Source organism: Acidimicrobiia bacterium (assembly GCA_040881685.1).
Taxonomy (GTDB): Bacteria; Actinomycetota; Acidimicrobiia; order IMCC26256; family PALSA-555; genus SHVJ01.
Window position 1 is genome coordinate 74222 of the sequence record JBBECS010000002.1, and the last position, 16804, is coordinate 91025.

A 16804-nucleotide genomic window follows, 5' to 3' on the forward strand; every position below is an offset into this window, starting at 1 on the left:
CCCAGGTACCGCGCGAGAGGGCCAGTGATGCTTCTTCCAGCGCCAGGCACGCCAGGATTGTTCCCGCCCCGGTTGGTGAAATCGCCTCCTCCTGCGTACCGTGGACGGCGTATGAGGCCGGCCGAGACCCTCGAGCTCGCTCCGCTGGCCGACGACCTCGCTCGCGTCGAGGCCCGGCTGCACGACTCGGTGCGTCACCCCGACCGCTTCCTCGGTGAGATCGCCTCGCACCTGGTCACCGCGGGTGGGAAGCGCATCCGCCCGACGCTCACCCTTTGTGCCGCGTATTCGGCCACCACCGGCGATGCGCCAGCCTCCGAGCAGGCGGTGACCGGGGCGGTAGCCGTCGAGCTCGTGCACCTCGGCTCGCTCTACCACGACGACGTGATCGACGAGGCCGAGACCCGTCGCGGGGTGCCGAGCGTCAACGCCCGCTGGTCCAATATCGTCGCGATCCTCTCGGGGGACTACCTGCTGGCCCGGGCCTCCGCGCTCGCGGCATCGCTCGGTGCCGACGTGGCCGGGCTGCTCGCCGACACCATCGGGGAGCTGTGCCGGGGTCAGGTGCTGGAGCTGCAGCACCTGTACGACGTGGGCCGCTCCGAAGAGGACTACCAGTCCACGATCGAAGGCAAGACGGCGTCCCTGTTCGCGACGGCTTGCCGGATCGGCGGAATGGTGAACGACGTCGACGAGCCGACGCTTGACGCGCTCACCCGCTACGGGCACCACCTCGGCATGTGCTTCCAGATCGTCGACGACTGCCTCGACCTCACCGCCACCGACGAGACCCTCGGGAAGCACGCGGGCCAGGACCTCGTCGAGGGCATCTACACCCTGCCGGTGATCTACGCGCTCGGAGCGTGCGATCCGCTGCGCGACCTGCTCGGCGCGCCGTTGGATTCGGCGCGGCTGCTCGAAGCGCGCGCGCTTGCCACGTCAGACGGCGCGATCCCCACGGCGCTGGACGTGGCCCACGACCACGCGACGAAGGCCAGCGAGGCACTCGCCGGCGCGGAGAGCCTCGACGCGACCGTGACCGCGGGGCTCCGGCGCCTCGTGCAAGGCCTCGTCAGCCGCGATCGCTAATCCGGACAACGACCTTCGACGAGCTCGCCGCAGGCCTCGAGCGTGTCGTTGACGGCTTGCGCGATGAACCCGGCATACGCGCGCTTCCCCGCCGGCGAGAAATGCAGGCCGTCACCGCGCAGGATGGTCGGGTCCTCGATCATCACCGCACTGAAGTCCCCCACCGTCAGGTTCGACCAGCGTTCGGTCGCGTCGCGGATCAGCTCGTTGATCGCGCGACCGGCAGGCGGGGGCGCGGCCGGTCGGTCGTCCACGTGCGTCAGCCAGACCACCGGCCGCTCACCTACGAGCTCCATCATCTGATCGAGACGCGCCGGGAACGCCAACACGTTGGCCGGCTCGAGCGCGTCGTTGGTGCCGAGTCCCACCACGACGACGTCGGGATCACTCTCCAGCAAGGGCGGCACCTTCTGCATCCAGAAAGCGTCCAGGTCCTTGAGCCCGTAGCCAGGGACACCGAGGAGCGTCGGTTCGATGCCCACGTTGCGCAACGCGGCGTCGACGTCGGCCCCTGACTCGAAGAGGTTCGAGTCCCCGATCACCAGGACGCGTGGCGAGGATGGAATCGGTTCACGCGTGGTCGTCGTCGTGGAGCGGCCGGCGGGGTCGGTCGAGCACCCTGAGGTCGCGAATGCGACGGCGATCGAGGCGATGGCGAGCAGGGCGACGCCGAGGACGCCGCGTCGGCGTCGGGTCACGAAGCGAGTCGGGACGGAGCCACCACTTCCTTGAGGAAGTCGAGCACCGCCGCGTTGTAGGCGTTGGGTGCTTCGACCATGAGCGCGTGGGCTGCGCCTCGCAGCTCGAACAGCTGCGAGCCGGGGATCAGCTCATTGAGCTCCTCGGCGTCGCCGAGCGGCGTGAGCAGATCCTGACTACCCGTGATCACCAGCGCGGGCACCGCGACGCGGCACAGATCAAAGCGCACGTCGTCTGGCGCGTCCAGGATCGCTTGCACCTGCGCGGCGAACGCCTCGGGCGTGGCTTGGAGCAGGACGCGCGCCATGAGGTTCAACCATCCGCCGAACCGGCGCCGCAGCCTGGGCCCGACGAGCCAGTGCAGGCCGTCGCTCGCCAGCGCGCCCGTACCGCGCTCCAGCACCGCGTCGGCCCACTCCTGGAGCAACTCCCGGCGCCAGTCATGGTGCTTGCAGGCGGTGCAGGCGAGCACCAGGGAACGGACCCGATCGGCGTGCTCCACTGCGAGGAACTGCGCGATCGCTCCACCCATCGACGCGCCCATCACATGCGCAGACTCGACGCCTTCTGCGTCGAGCACCGCGACGGCATCATCGGCCATCTCGAGGAGCGAGTACGGCCGCGGTGCGCCGGCACTGCCACCCACGCCGCGGTTGTCGACGGCGATGCAGCGAAACCGTCGGCCGAACGCCATGCGCTGGAGTGCCCAACCCCGCGAGTCGGCACCGAGGCCTTGGAGCATGAGGACCGGCTCGCCGTTCGTGCGACCGTACGTGTGATACGCGATCGTCGTCCCGTCGCTCACGGTCGTCGTGCGCATCAGACCTCGCGGAGCAAGTCGTGGACCGCGTCGCGCACGGCCTCGGAGATCTCGGCCGCCGCGAGCTGGTCGTCGGCCTCCGTGCCCGACGGCGGGAGCAGTGGCTCACCCACGAGCACCCGCCACCGACGCACAGGGAGGCCGAGCGGGCCACCGGGCCTGACCGCCACCGGGATCACGGGGAACCCGAGCGTTGCCGCCAGCAGCGCCCGCGGCGGCTCTCCCGCTCCCCTGGTCGACTTCGCTGGCTTCGTCTCTTGCGGCGACGGATGGCCAAGCCACACGCCGCCGCGTCCCCTGGTGAGCCAGGAGGGAGCGAGCGGCGCGGCCGCGAGGTGGCCGGCGCGCAGGAGCGCGGCGACGTCGCTCGGGAGCGAGCCGATCGCGCCGAGCTTGTTGAGCATGGGCCCGACGACCGGGAGATCGGGTGCGCCGACGACGCGCAAGCGGCGGCCGGTCGCTCGGCGCACACCCAGCACGAGCACGATCGGCTCGAGCAGTCCGAGACCACGATTCGCGACGAGGAGCGCGGGTCCGACCTGCGGGAGGTTCTCGGCGCGCTTGACGTGCACACGAATCGGCGCGCCGAGCGGCGCGACGACGTCCATGAAGTGGGGATCGGCGCCGAGCTCGTCTACCGCGTAGCGGCCGTCGAAGCGACGGCGCAGCGCATCGAGCGGCGCGTCGACCGCGAGCACTCGGTCTGCGTCGATGCCGTAGTTCGGCTTGATCGCGGTCCCTGTCACGCAACCCGCCTTCTGGCCGCGCTCGCTCGGCGGCGGGAACCAGCTTGCCGGTCGACTCCGCAGGCTCCGTCTCCTGATTGACGAGCGGCAAAGCCCCTCGCCAATCGCCGCCGCCCTACGGGACGCTCGCCAGCGTCTGCGAGCTCGCTTCGCTCGCCGCCGATCATGCAACCTCCGCGCGTTCGGTCGCGGCGATTGGGGTCACGGTGGCCCAGTCGAACACGTCGACGAGCACTTCCTGCGTCGGGTGCACGAAGCCGAGGTCGAGCACGTCCGTGGCACGGCTGCCGTCGGCAACGCGCCCGCGGTGCAGCACCTCTTCGACGTGGTCGGGAATCGGGGCACCCGCGACGGTGACGAGACGGCGAGCCGCGGCCCATCCCGGGCCGACCACGGGCAGCGGCACCCGACCGCCGAGGCGCACCGCCTGCCATGGGCTCGTTGCGCCAGGCCCGACGACGTTGAGCGGACCGTCGTACCCACGGACGAGCGCCTCGACCATGGCGCGCGCGGCGTCGTCGTGATGGAGCAACGCGAAGGGCGGGTCGGCGAACGCGGGCACCGGAACCACCGGCAGCCGAAGGAGCCGCGCCAGCGGGCTCGGCGCATGCGAGCCGGCCACGACGGCGTATCGCAGCGCGCAGACCGCGATCCCGTCGCGGCGAGCCAGATCGGACGCCATCGCCTCGACCTCGAGCAGCATGCGGCCGTACTGCGTGGTAGGCGCGAGCGGCGCGCGCTCGTCGGGGAGCTTGGGCCTGCCGGAGCCGCGGCCGTACACCTCGAGACCGCTGCGCAGCACAACCCGATCGAGCCGTCCGGCGCGCGTCGCGGCGTGGAGCGCCACGACCGTGCACGTCTCGGTCGCGCGGGCGGCCTCGTGCGGCTCGACGCGCGCGTCTGGCTCGTACACGCCCATGTGCGCGATCGCCGTCGGTGCGAAGTCGGTGACGAACTCCGTGAGGCGATCGCGATCGCTCGGGTCGATCCGGGTGAACGTTGCCCGGTGCAACCGCCGCCGCGGCGGCACGAAGTCGCAGCCGGCGACCTCGTCGATGTCAGTACGCGCCTCGAGCATCTGGGCGACCTTCGTGCCCAGCACGCCGCCCATGCCTGTGACCAGCACTTTCATAACTGGTTCTCTCCCCCTGCTGGGGGTTCATCATGCCCGGCCTCGGGGCGCAGGTGGGGGAACAGGATGACCTCCCGGATCGTGGTGACCCCGGCGATCAGCATCACCAGGCGGTCGATGCCGATCCCGAGCCCGCCGCAGGGCGGGAGGCCGTACTCGAGCGCGCGCACGTAGTCGGCGTCGACGCCGTGCGCCTCGTCGTCGCCTGCCGCGGCGAGCTTGGCCTGCGCTTCGAACCGCTCGAGCTGGTCGATCGGATCGTTGAGCTCGCTGAACGCGTTCCCCAGCTCGCGACCGAGCACAACGGGCTCGAAGCGCTCGACGAGATCCGGATCGGATCGGTGAGTACGCGCGAGCGGCGACACCTCACGGGGGTAGTCGATGACGAAAACGGGACCAACCAAGTTGGGCTCGACCGTCTTTTCGTAGAGCTCGAGCACCAGCTTCCCTGGTCCCCAACCCGGTTCGTGTGGGACGCGCGCGTCGTCGCACGCGCGCTCGAGATCGGCGAGAGCGTTGGCTGGATGCACATCGACGCCGGCGTGCTCCTTGATGAGCTCGAGCATCGGCCGACGCGGCCACGGCGGCGTCAGGTCGATGGTGACGCCTTCGACCTCGACGACGGTCGTGCCGATGGCGTCGCGCGCGCACTGGCTGACGAGCTCCTCGGCGATGCTCATCATGTCCGTGTAGTCGGCAAACGCCTGGTAGAGCTCGAGCATCGTGAACTCGGGGTTGTGACGGGTCGACAGCCCCTCGTTGCGGAATACCCGCCCGATCTCGAAGACGCGCTCGAGCCCGCCCACGATGAGGCGCTTGAGATGGAGCTCGAGCGCGATGCGCAGCACGAGCGGCATGTCGAGCGCGTTGTGATACGTGTCGAACGGCTTCGCGGTGGCGCCACCGGCTTGCACGTGCAGCACCGGGGTCTCCACCTCGACGAAACCGTGCTCGGCGAGCACTCGTCGGATGGTCGCGATCACCGCGAACCGGATGGCGAACACGCGGCGGGCATCGTCGTTCGCGATCAGGTCGACGTAGCGCTGGCGAAATCGGGTGTCGACGTCACTCAAGCCGTGCCACTTCTCCGGCAGCGGACGGAGCGCCTTAGCGAGGAGCACGAAGTCGCGCACCTTCACCGACAGCTCGCCCTTCTTCGTCCTCATCACGGTGCCGCTGGCACCGATCCAGTCGCCGAGGTCGAGGTCGTCGAACGCTTCGTGCACGTCGTCGCCGACTTCGGAACGCGACACGAAGAGCTGCACCGAGCCCGTGCCGTCGCGCAGCGTGGCGAAGGTGAGCTTCCCTTGGCGCCGAACGAGCAAGAGCCGGCCCGCGACTCGCACCTCGTCGGCTGTCTCCGACCCGTCCTCGATGTCGGCCCAGTGCTCGTGCACCTCTGCCGCCGTGTGCGTGCGGTCGAACCGAACCGGGTACGGGTCGATCCCCGCAGCCCGGAGCGCGTCCAGCTTGGCGATCCGCCGCGCGCGCTCGTCGATCGGCCCGTCGCTCATTGGTTGCGCTCGAAGATGATGCGCAGGCCCTGGAGGGTGAGCCACGGTTCATAGTGCTGGATCGTGCGCGAGTGCGGAATGATCGAGACAGCGAGGCCTCCGGTGGCGACGACGGTGCAGTCGCCCAGCTCCTTCTGGAACCGCTCGACGAGCGCGTCGACTTGTCCGCTGAACCCGTAGAGGGCACCAGACTGGATCGACTCCACCGTCGACTTGCCGATCACCTGGCGCGGTTCGACGAGCTCGACCCGTCGCAATGCGGCGGCGCGCTCGAAGAGCGCGTCCATGGAGATCTCGATGCCAGGGAAGATTGCGCCGCCGAGGTACTCACCGTCGGAGCTGATCGCTTCGATCGTGTTCGCAGTTCCGAAGTCCACGACGATGGACGGGCCGCCGTAGAGGTCGTACGCGGCGACGGCGTTGGCGATGCGGTCGGCGCCCACTTCCTTGGGGTTGTCGTAGAGAATCGGCATACCGGTTCGGATCCCGGGTTCGAGGACGAGCGGGGGGAACCCGAAGTAGCGCTCGCACATCTGTCGAAGCTCGGTGGTGACGCGCGGCACGCCCGACGAGATGGCGACGCCGCTGATCTGGGACTCGAACGAGAAGCCGTGAAACCCGAGGAACTGCTGGATCATCAGTGCGAGCTCATCGGCGGTGCGCTCGGCCACCGACGCGATGCGCCAATGGTCGGCGAGGTCCTGGTCGTTGAACAGCCCGATGACGGTCTGGGTGTTCCCGGCGTCGATGCAGAGCAGCATGAGAGCGGCTACTCCTTCAACATCGCGCACTCATTCGGCGGCAGGGTACCTGCATCCCTGGTCGACTCGGCCGGCTCCGTCTCCTCCGGTGACGGGCGGCAAAGCCACCCGTCACCTGCCGCCGCCCTACGGGCCATTCGCTTGGGGCGCGACGTCGAGGCCGATGTCCAACGCGGGAGCCGACTGCGTGATCGCGCTGGTCGAGATGAGATCCGCGCCGGTTCCGGCGTAGTCGGCGACGTTCTCGAGCGTGATGCCCCCCGACACCTCGACGAGGGTGTCCGGGCGTGTGCCTTCACGTACGAGGCCCACGCAGTCGGCGGCCTCGGCGGGGGTCATGTTGTCGAGCATGACCATGTCGGCTCCGGCGGCGACCGCCTCCAGGACCTGATCGGCGTGGTCGCACTCGACCTCGACGCGACGACCTGGCCAGCTCTCACGGGCCTGCTTCACCGCTCCGGCCACGCCGAGCGACCCCAGGTGATTGTCCTTCACGAGCACCATCTCCGAGAGTGACCCGCGATGGTTTGCGCCACCACCGGCGCGCACCGCGGCCTTCTGGAGCGCGCGCAACCCGGGAAGCGTCTTGCGCGTATCCCAGATCTGTGCCCGTCTTGCGGCGGCCTCTACGAATCGTCGTGTCAGCGTGGCGACTCCGGAGAGATGGCACAGGAAGTTGAGCGCGGTCCGCTCTCCAGTCAGCAGTGATCGCAGCCGACCGTCGAGGCGCCCGATCAACGCGCCGGTCTCCAACGTCGCTCCGTCGCCGAGTGCCCAGGTGACCCTCACCGCGTCGTCGAGCTGCGCGTACGTCTCCTCGACGCACGCAGTGCCAGCGAGCACGCCAGCTGCTCGAGCGACGAATGTCGCGCTCCCGAGCGCACCTTCGGGCAGGAGTGCTGCCGTGATGTCGCCTAGCGGACCGAGATCCTCGCTGAGCGCGCGAGCGACGGCGTCGCGGACGGCTTGGATCGGAGGGTCGTACTCGTTCATCGTGTGGCGGCAACCGTGTGGAGCGGCGCGAACTTGGGCTTGCCGAAGTGCACGCCGAAGAAGAAACGACCGAGGAATCGATCGGAAGCATCAGGGAAGTCGAGACGGGTGTGCGTGCCCCGCGACTCCTTCCTGGCCAACGCGGCTTGCACCAGCGCTGTGGCAACCGTGTGGAGGTTGCCCACCTCGGGATCGCGGGGGCTTGGCATTGCGCCGAGCTCGTCGAGTGCATGACGGAGACTCGTCCGATCGCGCAGGACGCCGGCGTACTTCGTCATGAGGTCTTGGATCGACTCTCGCGCCACGTCGCCGGTGTCGCGAACTTCGAAGCCAATACCCGTCGCGCCGGGATAGTCACCGAGCACGCCGGCGGATTCGGGCGCATCCTTGCCGCTTTCGATGGCCTCGACGATCCGGGCACCGAACACCAGCCCGTCGAGGAGCGAGTTCGACGCGAGCCGGTTCGCGCCGTGCACCCCCGAGTTGGCTGCCTCGCCACACGCCCAGAGCCCCGGCAACGACGTGGCACCGTCGAGGTCGGTACACACGCCGCCCGACACGTAGTGCGCGGCGGGGGCGCACGGAAGCCAGTCCTTCGTAGGGTCCAGGCCAATGCCCGTGCACGCACGCCAGATCGTGGGAAAGCGGTGCTCGAAGTCCGGGATGCTCGTGCCATCGAGCCACAGATGGTCCAGGTTTCGCTCGACGAGCCGGCGCGCGATTGCCCGAGAGACGACGTCGCGCGGCGCCAGATCGCCGCGAGGATGCTCATCGGCCATGAACGCGACACCCTTCTCGTCGCGCAATACCGCGCCCTCGCCCCTCAGCGCTTCGGACAGCAGCGGCCGGGGCATCGACGGGTGGTGCAGGGCGGTTGGGTGGAACTGCATGAACTCGACGTCGGCCACCGCCACGCCGGCCCCCAGAGCCATGGCCGTCCCGTCGCCCGTCGACAGGCTGGGGTTGGTCGTGACCGCGAAGCACTGCCCAGCACCACCGGTGGCAATGATGGTGTGGCGGGCCTCGATTTCGTGCTCAGTGCCGGCGGCGTCCAGCGCCAGGACGCCAGCTGCCCGCCCAGTGGCCTTCCCTACCAGCAGGTCGCGCGCGAACCAGCGCTCCCGCACCTCCGCCGCCGTCGCACGCACTCCCTCGACGAGCGCGCGCTCGACTTCGGCACCGGTCGCGTCCCCACCCGCGTGCAGGATGCGCGCGGCCGAATGACCTCCCTCGCGGCCCAGCGCGTAAGCATCCCCGTCACGGCGGTCGAACTCGGCTCCGAGCTCCACGAGCTCGCGAACTCGATCGGGACCCTCGTACACCAAGATGCGCACGGCGTCCTCGTCGCACAGTCCGGCGCCCGCGGTCATCGTGTCGGAACGATGTAGCTCCGGCGTGTCGGGTGTGCTCGCGTCGTCTCCCAAGACCGCGGCAACACCCCCCTGCGCGAACTGAGTCGCCGACGCTCCGAGAACGTCTTTGGTCACCACGATGACCGAGCGGCCCACACGCGCGGCGCGGACCGCGGCCGAAAGACCGGCCACACCGCCGCCGAGGACCAGCACGTCGTACATCGGTTCAGCCTAAAGCCTTGTCACGCTGCGCATCAGAGGGCGCGTAGCTCGGACCCACGGGTCGATTGTGCTCGTCGACGTGGACGACCAGCGGGGCATATCGCTCGAGCTCGTCCGCGCCGTAGTGCGCGTAGCAAATCACGATCACGCGATCACCCGGGTGCACGAGGCGGGCCGCGGCTCCGTTGACGATGACGTCACCCTTGCTCCCAGTGATCGCATAGGTCTCGAACCGGGCGCCGTTGTCGATGTCGAGCACGTGAACCTGCTCGTGCTCGACGATGTCTGCGAGCTCCATCAGCGCCGGGTCGAGCGTGATTGAACCGACGTAGTTGAGGTCGGCGGCGATCACGGTGGCTCGATGAATCTTCGACTTCATCATGATGCGGTGCATCGATCAGCTCTCCTGTTCGGTCGGGTCGAACCCGGGAAGGTCAGCGCGGACGTCGGATCCACTCACGGTGAAGGTTGCGTTGTCGATGAGGCGCGGCCCTCCGATGAAGACCGCCACCGCAACGAGGTGTTCGACGTCGTCGTCGAGGCGGTCGACGGCACGAAGGTCATCGGCCCGCACGACCTCGACGTAGTCCAGCCTGGCAAGGGGCTCTGCGCCGACGAGGTCGAGCGCGGCATGACGCACGCGGGCGGGGTCGCGTTCGCCCGATGCCACGGTCTTGAGCGCACACTGGAGCGCCCGGTAGAGCACCGTGGCGGCGGGACGTTCGTCGGGCGCGAGATATGCGTTGCGACTCGACAACGCGACGCCGTCGATCTCGCGAACCGTCGGCACCCCGACCACGGTTACTGGCAGGTCGAGATCCGCGACGAGCCGTCGCACCACCACGAGCTGCTGGAAGTCCTTCTTGCCGAAGTACGCGGTGCACGGCCCCACGATCGAGAACAGCTTCGTGACCACGGTGGCCACACCGCCGAAGTGGTGGGGCCTCGACGCGCCGCACAGCCCGTCGGTCACCTCAGCCACCCTGACGCTCGTAAGGCCGGGGGTGGGGTACATCTCCGAGACCGGGGGTGAGAACAGCACGTCGACTTCTTCCTCGGACGCGGCACGGGCGTCACCCTCGGGATCGCGGGGATACGCATCGAGGTCTTCGTTCGGACCGAACTGGATGGGGTTCACGAAGAGGCTGACGACGACGAGATCATTCGTGGCACGTGCGGCCCGCATGAGCGCGCGGTGCCCTTCGTGCAGGAACCCCATCGTGGGCACGAGTCCGACCGTGTCGTTGGCGCGGCGAGACTCATCGCAGCGAGCGCGTACTGCTGCGATCCGCTCGATCGTGATCATGCGAGAACTTCACGCATCGCGGGATCGTCGCGACCCGAGAGTCGTTGCGCGGCGTCGGCCAGCGCGGAGTAGGCCCGGTGCTCGTCATGCGGTAGCGCCGCGAGGTGGCGTTCCACTGTCGCGACATCACCGCGGGCAACGGGACCTGTGAGTGCCTCCACGGGCCCGAACGCGAACGAGTTCTCGAGCGCAGCTCGCGCCAGGGACTCGAATGCTGCGAACGGAACCTTTGCCGCCGCAGCGAGTCGCGCCACCTGACCCAAGAGAGCAACCAGGTGATTCGAGGAGATGACCGCGGCGGCGTGGTACATCGCGCGGTCGGCGTCAGCAACCTCGAACACGTGCATCCCGACCTCGCGCGCGACCTCCGCGACTTCGGGAGGCCCGGCCACGGCGGCCCACGCCCCGTTCAGCGGCGACTCTGCCGACGGGATGGTCTGGAGCGGGTGGAACGCGCCGACCCGCACATCACCGCGTTCGATTGAGATCGCCGCGAGGGCGTCGAGCCCGTGCGACCCGGAAAGATGCAGCACGAGCGCGCCCGACTCCAGTGACTGTGCAATCGCACGCGCAGTGGCTGTGATCGCGTCGTCCGGCGTGGCGATCAACACAAGGGCGGCGCCGCGCCCGGCGTACTGCACGGGCACGGCGCGGGCATCGAATCGAGCGGCACCCACCCGCGTCGACTCCGCGTCCGGTGTCCGGCCGGCGACGCTGATGATGCGATGCCCCGCGCCGAGCAATGCGACGGCGAGGGCGGTGCCGGCACGACCCGGGCCGACGAGCGCGATGTCCACTGGCAACCCTCTCGATCCAGCCCCCATGCGGGGTGCCGGTCCTGGGTTCTCCCTTGTGCTCTTGGCGCCTGCGGCGCCGGGCCGCAAGGCCACGGCTCGGCGGCGCCGGATACCTGCGCCGTTGATCCTCGCCTCTTACGGCAACTTCAAGGATAGATCGGTAGGGCGCACCCCGGGCCAGCCGCCTTCGGGTTCCACCATGGCCCCGATCTGAGGATCGAGGTCGGCGAGCGGCACCATCACGAAGCCCCGCTCCCACATGCGCGGATGTGGCACTTCGAGATCAGGCTCGTGCAACTCGTCGTCGCCAACCAGCAGCACGTCGACGTCCAACGTGCGCGGCCCCCACCTCTCACCTCGGACGCGCTCCGCACCGGCCTCCAAGTCGTTCGCGACGCCGAGCAGCTCGCGAGGATCGAGGTCCGTCTCGATCGCCACGACCGCGTTCAGATACTCACCTTGCTCGGGTCCGCCGACCGGGTCCGTTGCGTAGACCGGCGACACCGCGACCACGTCGATGTCATCCATCGCCGCCAGCCCATCGACTGCCGACTGGAGGTTTGCGAGCCGCTCGCCCAGGTTCGATCCGATCCCCAGGTACGCCTTGCGACGCCCGAAAGCATGCGTGCCAAACCCGTAGCAGCTCTCGAACTCTCTGACCGTCATGAGACTCAAGCGCTCGCGTGCTCGTGCGAGGGCCTCTTTGGCCTCGTTGTAATGATCAGCGAAGTCGATGTGGTGCACAACGCGACCAGACGTGTCGCGGAACCGCAGGGACACGTTCCGGTCCCCGATCGAGCCCACGACGTCGCCGACTAGCGGGACCCATCCCAGCAAGACGGCCACCGCGGCGCGCCACCTGCCCAACGCGCCGTCCGCGCGGGTGAACTCCACGCGAGCACGAAAGCGATCTGTGGCTCGAGCGTCCCGGCTCCCGGTCACAGCTCGATGCGGACGGCGACGTGGTCGACCATGGCGCGCACGGGCGGATGCAGCTTGCGCACGGTGACGACGACGCCGGTGACGCGCTCGTCGGTGCGGCAGACCTCGGCGATGCGCGTTGCTAGGCGCTCCAGCAGCTGATACCGCTCGGAGCGCACGACGCGGCTGATCGCCTCGGACACCGCGGAGTAGTCAACGGTGTCTTCGATGGCGTCGGACTCACCGGCCGAACCGAGGTCGACGGTGAGCTCCACATCGACTTCGAACGGTTGCGGACGCGTCTGCTCCTCGGGCAGCACTCCGTGCACACCCAGCTCGCGCAATCCCGCGATCACGATCCGACCCATGTCGCGCCCTTTCAAGCTACGGGTGGACGAGTCCCGCGTCGATCGTTGTGGCCACGATCTCGCGTCCGGGGGCGCCGAGCTCGCGACCGGTGATCTTCTCCATCATCACGATGGCGTGCGGTCCTTCGGCGACGACGCCGGCGAACAGCAGGTAACCCGTCAAGACGCCCACCAGGCGCTCACCGAACTCCTCGTGATGGATGAGCACACGCTCCACCGGGTCGTCCAGCCACTTCTTGAGAGTGGTGAACGTGCGCTCGAGTGATTGCGGCCAGTCGTCGTGCCGGCCGAGCGGCACATGCTCGTATGGCAAGCCGGCTTCGTCGTAGGCGTGGAGGTTGTGGGGCGAGTCGAGCAGCGACAGCACGTGGGTGAACCCGTGCCCGACGAGCCAGATCAGCTCTTCCTGACGGCGCACCTTGCGATGGTTGCGCGCGAACCCGCCGGGGCGCTCCGACGCAGCCAAGCGGTCGGTGACGATCCACGCGAACCCGCGCGGTTCGAGACCTTGAGCCCATCGACCGCGCAACGGCGCGCTCACGCCTTCTCCATGGCTCGCTCGCTGCAGCGCAGGGTACCCGCGCCGCGGGCGCTCGCTCGCGTGCCGCTCACGCCTTCTCCATGGCTCGCTCGCTGCAGCGCAGGGTACCCGCGCCGCGGGCGCTCGCTCGCGTGCCGCTCACGCGGCCACCTCCTCCATCGCTTGGAGGAGTGCAACGGCGCGGGCGGCTGGACGAACGTCGTGGACGCGCACGATGCGCGCCCCGTGATCGATCGCCCAGACGACGGTGGCCAACGTGGCGTCGTCGCGGTCCGCGGCCGAGGGATCGTCGCCGAGACCACCGACGCCCCGGACGATCTGGCCGAGGAAGCGCTTTCGGGACGTTCCCACCAGGACGGGCACGCCGACACGGTCGCAGAGGTCGCGCAGTCGCGCCAAAAGCGTGAGGTTGTGCTCGAGCGTCTTGCCGAAGCCGATGCCGGGGTCGGCCGCGAGGGAAGCTTCGTGGATCCCGGCCGCTCGTGCCGCGTCGAGGCGCCCCACCAGGAAGTCGCCCACCTCGGTGACCACGTCGCCATAGCGGGGGTCGTCCTGCATCGTCCGCGGCTCACCCAACATGTGCATCAGGACGTAGCCGGCGCCTGCGGCAGCCGCGACCTCGAGGATCTCGGGCGCGAAGCGGCCGGCCGACACGTCGTTGACGATCACGGCACCGGCGTCGAGCGCGGCGGCGGCCACGGCCGCCTTGGTGGTGTCAACGCTCACCGGCACGCCGGCCTCGACGGCGAGGCGTTGCACGACCGGCACGACCCGGCGCAACTCTTCGAGCTCGTCGACGGGTTCGGCACCAGGACGGGTCGATTCGCCACCGACATCGAGCACGTCAGCGCCCGCGGCGACCAGGTCGAGCCCGTGGGCAACGGCTGCTCCTGCGTCGAGGTAGCGGCCGCCGTCGGAGAAGGAGTCGGGCGTGACGTTGACAACCCCCATCACCGCGGGACGTGCGCCACAAGCCACCGACCACTCGAACATCGCGGCCGCAGCGTACCGGTGCCGCGCGCCCTCCGTGGTCGGCGAAATCCAGCGTCAGAGCCGGTTCCCGGGGTGGGTGATGAGGCTCATGGCCTCGGCCCGGGTGGCTGGGTTGGATTTGAACAGGCCGCGAACCGCCGACGTGACCGTGAGCGCGCCGGGCTTCTTCACTCCCCGCATCGACATGCAGAAATGCTCGGCCTCGATCATCACGAGCACGCCCTCGGGCTCGAGCACCTCCACTAGGGCGTCGGCGATCTGCGTGGTCAAGCGCTCCTGCACCTGCGGCCGGCGGGCAAAGCCGTCGACCAGCCTGGCGATCTTCGAGATGCCGGTGATGCGACCGTCTGGCCCCGGGATGTACGCGACGTGCGCCTTCCCCGCGAACGGCACGAGGTGGTGTTCACAGTTGGAGAGCATCGCGATGTCGCGCACCATGACCATCTCGTCATGGTCGGCCTCGAACGTGCAGGTCAGATGGTCAGCGGGGTTCTCGTGCAGGCCGCCGAAGATCTCCGCGTACATCGCGCCCATGCGCTCGGGAGTGCGCTGGAGCCCGTCACGGTCGGGATCCTCACCGATCGCGATCAGGATCTCGCGCACGGCCTTCTCGATCCGGGCGGTGTCGATGGGTTCGCTCACGATGTTCCTCTCCGCGGTGGCACCGACGTCTCGCTGGCTGCGGCGCTCGATATCCGACCGAGCCCGCTCCCAGTAAAGGGTTGCACACCCTTGAACAGCTCCTGCACGCGTTCGAGCTCCAACGTCTCGTCGGCCACGAGCTCGGCCGCAAGGGACTCGAGCACGGGACGGTTCGCCTCGAGGATCTCGCGCGCAACGCGGTGCGCGTCGTCGACGAGACGGCGGACCTCGGCGTCGATCTTCGCGGCCACCGATTCGGAGTAATCGGGCGTGGTGGTGAAGTCACGGCCGAGAAAGACCTCACCGCGGGGTTGCCCGAAGCGCAACGGCCCCAGCTCCTCACTCATGCCGAACTCCGTGACCATCTGACGCGCCACGGTCGTGGCCCGGTCGATGTCGTTCTGTGCGCCCGTGGTCGGATCGGCGAAGATCATCTCCTCGGCCGTGCGCCCGCCCATGAGCATCGCGAGCTCGTCAACCAGCTCGCTCTTCGTCACGAGGAATTTGTCCTCAGTGGGCAGCGTGAGCGTGTAGCCGAGCGCGCGGCCGCGGGGGATGATCGAGATCTTGTGCACAGGGTCGGAGTTCGGCAGTGCATGGGCGACGAGTGCATGGCCACCCTCGTGATAGGCGATGACCCGACGCTCGCGCTCCGAGATGACGCGGCTCTTGCGTTCAGGGCCGGCGATCACGCGTTCGGTCGCGGCCTCGAGCTGCGGCAAACCGATGAGCTTGAGATCGTGGCGCGCCGAGAGCAGCGCGGCCTCGTTCATCAGGTTGGCAAGGTCGGCACCGGTGAATCCCGGAGTGCGGCGGGCGATCACGTCGAGATCGACGCCCTCGGCGATTTGCTTGCCCTTGGCGTGCACACACAGCACCGCCTTGCGGCCCTCGAGGTCGGGTCGGTCGACCACGATCTGTCGGTCGAACCGCCCCGGGCGCAAGAGCGCGGGATCGAGGATGTCGGGGCGGTTCGTGGACGCGAGCAGGATCACGCCGGTGCGTTGGTCGAATCCATCCATCTCCACGAGCAGCTGGTTGAGGGTCTGCTCGCGCTCGTCGTGACCACCGCCGAGCCCTGCCCCGCGGTGGCGCCCGACGGCATCGATCTCATCGACGAAGACGATGGCCGGTGCTGCCGCCTTTGCCTGTTCGAAGAGATCGCGCACGCGTGACGCGCCGACACCCACGAACATCTCGACGAAGTCGGAGCCGCTGATGGAGAAGAACGGCACCCCGGCCTCACCGGCGACGGCCCGGGCCAACAGCGTCTTGCCCGTGCCCGGCGGCCCGTAGAGCAGGACGCCTTTGGGGATCTTGGCGCCGATGTCACGGAACTTGTCCGGTGACTCGAGGAACTCCTCGATCTCCCGGAGCTCTTCGACCGCCTCGTTCAAGCCGGCTACGTCTGCGAACGTCACCTCGGGTTGGTCCTTGGCGAATGCCTTGGCGCGTGACTTGCCGAAGCTCATCACGCGTCCGCCGCCGTGGGACCGGTTCAGGAAGTACAGGAGGATCGCGATGAACAACACGACCGGGAGCACATCCAGGAGGATCCCGAGCAACGCGCTCTCCTGTTGACCCTCGACCTGGAACTCCCCGATGTCAGCGTCGATCAGCTGCTGGGTGATCCGGGACGTGTATCCACCAGGGAACCGAACCTCGAACTCGTTGCCGTTGCGCAGGTGGCCCTGGATGGCGTGGTCACCGTCGAACAACGTCGCGTCGGCGATCGCTCCCTCGTCGAGGCGCGCGCCGAGCTCGCCCAGCGAGATCGGAGTCGGGCCGGGGTCCTTGGTGGCCGACAGCAAGACCACGCAGGCGGCGGTGACGGTAACGACGATCCCGACCAGGATGTTGCGGCGGCGCTTGGTCACGAGCGAATCAGGTTCGCCGCGCGGTTCAACA

General features: G+C 68.8%; 18 protein-coding genes. 1 reads left to right on the forward strand and 17 read right to left on the reverse strand.

Annotation, left to right across the window (positions count from 1 at the left end; genetic code table 11):
• Positions 1 to 111: 111 nt before the first annotated feature.
• Positions 112 to 1089, forward strand: a complete 978-nt coding sequence (locus WEE69_00600; GenBank protein ID MEX1143795.1) for a polyprenyl synthetase family protein — start codon at positions 112 to 114, stop codon at positions 1087 to 1089.
• Here WEE69_00600 and WEE69_00605 read toward each other — a convergent pair.
• The 17 genes from WEE69_00605 to ftsH all read right to left on the reverse strand — a co-directional run bounded on the left by WEE69_00605 (position 1086) and on the right by ftsH (position 16773).
• Positions 1086 to 1787: an SGNH/GDSL hydrolase family protein gene (locus WEE69_00605; GenBank protein MEX1143796.1), complete on the reverse strand. Its 702-nt coding sequence runs from the start codon at positions 1785 to 1787 to the stop codon at positions 1086 to 1088. The genes WEE69_00600 and WEE69_00605 overlap by 4 nt on opposite strands.
• Entirely contained in the window at positions 1784 to 2608 is an 825-nt protein-coding gene (locus WEE69_00610; protein MEX1143797.1) for an alpha/beta fold hydrolase, read from the reverse strand. Before WEE69_00610 ends, WEE69_00605 begins: the two co-directional genes overlap by 4 nt.
• Complete coding sequence (locus tag WEE69_00615) at positions 2608 to 3354, reverse strand: hypothetical protein (GenBank protein MEX1143798.1); 747 nt, start codon at positions 3352 to 3354, stop codon at positions 2608 to 2610. The genes WEE69_00610 and WEE69_00615 overlap by 1 nt, the downstream gene beginning before the upstream one ends.
• A gap of 163 nt (positions 3355 to 3517) precedes the next feature.
• The gene (locus WEE69_00620) at positions 3518 to 4486 is read right to left on the reverse strand and encodes an NAD-dependent epimerase/dehydratase family protein (GenBank protein ID MEX1143799.1); all 969 of its coding nucleotides are present in this window, start codon (positions 4484 to 4486) and stop codon (positions 3518 to 3520) included.
• On the reverse strand, positions 4483 to 6000 hold the full coding sequence (gene lysS, locus WEE69_00625; GenBank protein ID MEX1143800.1) for a lysine--tRNA ligase: 1518 nt from the start codon (positions 5998 to 6000) through the stop codon (positions 4483 to 4485). The genes WEE69_00620 and lysS overlap by 4 nt, the downstream gene beginning before the upstream one ends.
• Entirely contained in the window at positions 5997 to 6761 is a 765-nt protein-coding gene (locus WEE69_00630; protein MEX1143801.1) for a type III pantothenate kinase, read from the reverse strand. The genes lysS and WEE69_00630 overlap by 4 nt, the downstream gene beginning before the upstream one ends.
• 126 nt (positions 6762 to 6887) lie before the next feature.
• Positions 6888 to 7754 carry a carboxylating nicotinate-nucleotide diphosphorylase gene (gene nadC / locus WEE69_00635; GenBank protein MEX1143802.1) on the reverse strand — a complete coding sequence of 289 codons (867 nt, stop codon included), beginning with the start codon at positions 7752 to 7754 and terminating at the stop codon, positions 6888 to 6890.
• Complete coding sequence (gene nadB, locus WEE69_00640; GenBank protein MEX1143803.1) at positions 7751 to 9328, reverse strand: L-aspartate oxidase; 1578 nt, start codon at positions 9326 to 9328, stop codon at positions 7751 to 7753. Before nadB ends, nadC begins: the two co-directional genes overlap by 4 nt.
• Positions 9329 to 9332: 4 nt before the next feature.
• Complete coding sequence (gene panD, locus WEE69_00645; GenBank protein MEX1143804.1) at positions 9333 to 9722, reverse strand: aspartate 1-decarboxylase; 390 nt, start codon at positions 9720 to 9722, stop codon at positions 9333 to 9335.
• A 3-nt stretch (positions 9723 to 9725) separates the two neighbouring features.
• Entirely contained in the window at positions 9726 to 10634 is a 909-nt protein-coding gene (gene panC, locus WEE69_00650; protein ID MEX1143805.1) for a pantoate--beta-alanine ligase, read from the reverse strand.
• A complete protein-coding gene (locus WEE69_00655) occupies positions 10631 to 11431 on the reverse strand; it encodes a Rossmann-like and DUF2520 domain-containing protein (GenBank protein ID MEX1143806.1) in 801 nt (266 codons plus the stop codon). Before WEE69_00655 ends, panC begins: the two co-directional genes overlap by 4 nt.
• A 135-nt stretch (positions 11432 to 11566) precedes the next feature.
• Positions 11567 to 12325: a 2-amino-4-hydroxy-6-hydroxymethyldihydropteridine diphosphokinase gene (gene folK, locus WEE69_00660; protein MEX1143807.1), complete on the reverse strand. Its 759-nt coding sequence runs from the start codon at positions 12323 to 12325 to the stop codon at positions 11567 to 11569.
• A 44-nt stretch (positions 12326 to 12369) separates the two neighbouring features.
• On the reverse strand, positions 12370 to 12720 hold the full coding sequence (gene folB / locus WEE69_00665) for a dihydroneopterin aldolase (GenBank protein ID MEX1143808.1): 351 nt from the start codon (positions 12718 to 12720) through the stop codon (positions 12370 to 12372).
• A 16-nt stretch (positions 12721 to 12736) separates the two neighbouring features.
• Positions 12737 to 13261, reverse strand: coding sequence for a hypothetical protein (locus WEE69_00670; protein MEX1143809.1), 525 nt, complete (start codon positions 13259 to 13261; stop codon positions 12737 to 12739).
• 138 nt (positions 13262 to 13399) lie between these two features.
• Positions 13400 to 14254, reverse strand: a complete 855-nt coding sequence (gene folP / locus WEE69_00675; GenBank protein MEX1143810.1) for a dihydropteroate synthase — start codon at positions 14252 to 14254, stop codon at positions 13400 to 13402.
• 54 nt (positions 14255 to 14308) lie between these two features.
• A complete protein-coding gene (gene folE / locus WEE69_00680) occupies positions 14309 to 14896 on the reverse strand; it encodes a GTP cyclohydrolase I FolE (protein ID MEX1143811.1) in 588 nt (195 codons plus the stop codon).
• Complete coding sequence (gene ftsH / locus WEE69_00685; protein ID MEX1143812.1) at positions 14893 to 16773, reverse strand: ATP-dependent zinc metalloprotease FtsH; 1881 nt, start codon at positions 16771 to 16773, stop codon at positions 14893 to 14895. Before ftsH ends, folE begins: the two co-directional genes overlap by 4 nt.
• Between the last annotated feature and the right edge of the window lie 31 nt (positions 16774 to 16804).

Coding starts and splice junctions, on each gene's coding strand:
- WEE69_00600 (MEX1143795.1), top strand. CDS start 112: ATGAGGCCGGCCGAGACCCTCGAGCTCGCTCCGCTGGCCGACGACCTC.
- WEE69_00610 (MEX1143797.1), bottom strand. CDS start 2,608: ATGCGCACGACGACCGTGAGCGACGGGACGACGATCGCGTATCACACG.
- WEE69_00620 (MEX1143799.1), bottom strand. CDS start 4,486: ATGAAAGTGCTGGTCACAGGCATGGGCGGCGTGCTGGGCACGAAGGTC.
- lysS (MEX1143800.1), bottom strand. CDS start 6,000: ATGAGCGACGGGCCGATCGACGAGCGCGCGCGGCGGATCGCCAAGCTG.
- WEE69_00630 (MEX1143801.1), bottom strand. CDS start 6,761: ATGCTGCTCTGCATCGACGCCGGGAACACCCAGACCGTCATCGGGCTG.
- nadC (MEX1143802.1), bottom strand. CDS start 7,754: ATGAACGAGTACGACCCTCCGATCCAAGCCGTCCGCGACGCCGTCGCT.
- nadB (MEX1143803.1), bottom strand. CDS start 9,328: ATGTACGACGTGCTGGTCCTCGGCGGCGGTGTGGCCGGTCTTTCGGCC.
- panD (MEX1143804.1), bottom strand. CDS start 9,722: ATGCACCGCATCATGATGAAGTCGAAGATTCATCGAGCCACCGTGATC.
- panC (MEX1143805.1), bottom strand. CDS start 10,634: ATGATCACGATCGAGCGGATCGCAGCAGTACGCGCTCGCTGCGATGAG.
- folB (MEX1143808.1), bottom strand. CDS start 12,720: ATGGGTCGGATCGTGATCGCGGGATTGCGCGAGCTGGGTGTGCACGGA.
- folP (MEX1143810.1), bottom strand. CDS start 14,254: ATGTTCGAGTGGTCGGTGGCTTGTGGCGCACGTCCCGCGGTGATGGGG.